General features: G+C 67.8%; 3 protein-coding genes. 2 read left to right on the top strand and 1 reads right to left on the bottom strand.

Going from position 1 to position 1,518, the window contains the following annotated elements; translation table 11 throughout:
- Positions 1–85 (bottom strand): hypothetical protein (locus tag A9X04_RS31560; RefSeq protein WP_231985742.1); only part of this gene is annotated, 85 nt, incomplete at its 3' end.
- A 74-nt stretch (positions 86–159) separates the two neighbouring features.
- Between A9X04_RS31560 and A9X04_RS15680 the strand changes: the two genes are divergently transcribed.
- Positions 160–1,029, top strand: a complete 870-nt coding sequence (locus A9X04_RS15680; protein ID WP_156764376.1) for a carbohydrate ABC transporter permease — start codon at positions 160–162, stop codon at positions 1,027–1,029.
- Positions 1,016–1,518, top strand: a 503-nt coding sequence (locus tag A9X04_RS15675; RefSeq protein WP_197509180.1) for a carbohydrate ABC transporter permease, incomplete at its 3' end; no start/stop codon positions are given. The genes A9X04_RS15680 and A9X04_RS15675, both read left to right, overlap by 14 nt.

Here is a 1,518-nt window from a genome sequence, read left to right as displayed (position 1 = left end):
CGGTGGCCGCCGACAGCGCGGCGTCGGCCAGCTGGTGGCGCGGCAGGTTGAGGAAGTCGGCATCGATCCCCCGGTTCGGTGTCACGGCTCCACCGTAACGGCCGTTCACGCCAAACCCCGGCGCCGCCCGCTTTAATTACCTCCATGGCCAGCGGCGCCCTGAGGACACAGCCTCGCTCCACCACGCTGGGCTACGCCCTGCTGGCGCCCAGCCTGTTCGGCGTCGTCGCCTTCTTGTTGCTGCCCATCCTGGTGGTGATCTGGCTGAGCCTCTACCGCTGGGACCTGCTGGGCCCGCTGCGCTATGTGGGCCTGGCCAACTGGCGCTCGGTGCTCGCGGATCACGGCTTCGCCAACTCGCTGATCGTGACGGCGCTCTTCGTGGCGATCGTCGTTCCGGCCCAGACGGTGCTGGGCCTGGTTGCCGCGTCCATGCTGGCCCGCCGGCTTCCCGGCACGGGCCTGTTCCGCACCGTGTACGTGTTGCCGTGGATCTGCGCACCGCTGGCGATCGCGGTGCTGTGGCGGTGGATTCTGGCCCCGACGGACGGGGCCGTGAGCACCCTGCTGGGGCACAGCATCGAATGGCTGTCCGACCCCACATTCGCGTTGCCGCTCGTCTCGGCCGTGGTCGTGTGGACCAACGTCGGATACGTCTCGCTGTCGTTCCTGGCCGGCCTGCTGGCGATCCCCGAGGACGTGCAGGCCGCCGCGCGGACCGATGGCGCCAACGCGTGGCAACGGTTCTGGCGCATCACCCTGCCGATGCTGCGGCCGACGACGTTCTTCGTCCTGGTGACCGGGATCGTCAGCACCGCACAGGTTTTCGACATGGTGTACGCGTTGACCGGCGGCGGCCCCGGAGGCAGCACCGACCTGGTGGCCCACCGCATCTACGCGGAGGCCTTCGGCTCGGCGGCCATCGGGCGTGCGTCGGTGATGGCGGTGGTGTTGTTCGTCATCCTGATCGGCGTCACGGTCGTGCAGCATCTCTACTTCCGCCGGCGGATCAGCTATGACCTCACCTAGCCGGCTCGTCGTCTACGCGGGACTCGTCCTGGGTGCGGTGATCACGTTGGTGCCCTTCGCCCTTGGCTTATTGACCTCGTTCACCTCAGCACACCAGTTCGCCACGGGTACGCCCCTGCAGCTGCCGCGCCCCTTCACGCTGGCCAACTACGCCGACCTCGGCGGGGCCGGATTCGGCCGGGCGGCGGCCGTGACCGCCTTGATGACGGCGGTGATCCTGGTGGGCCAGTTGACCTTTTCGGTGCTGGCCGCATACGCGTTCGCGCGGTTGGACTTTCCCGGACGCGACGCGCTGTTCTGGGTCTACATCGCCACCTTGATGGTGCCGGGCACGGTCACCGTGGTGCCGATGTATCTCATGATGGCCCAGCTCGGTCTGCGTAACACGTTCTGGGCGCTGGTGCTGCCGTTCATGTTCGGCTCGCCGTACGCGATCTTCCTGCTGCGCGAGCACTTTCGCATCATCCCCAACGACCTGATCAACGCCGC

The organism is Mycobacterium sp. E3247, assembly GCF_001667785.1.
Taxonomy (GTDB): domain Bacteria; phylum Actinomycetota; class Actinomycetes; order Mycobacteriales; family Mycobacteriaceae; genus Mycobacterium.
Note: the sequence above shows the minus strand (reverse complement) of the source record. Positions and strands in the feature narration are given on the sequence as shown.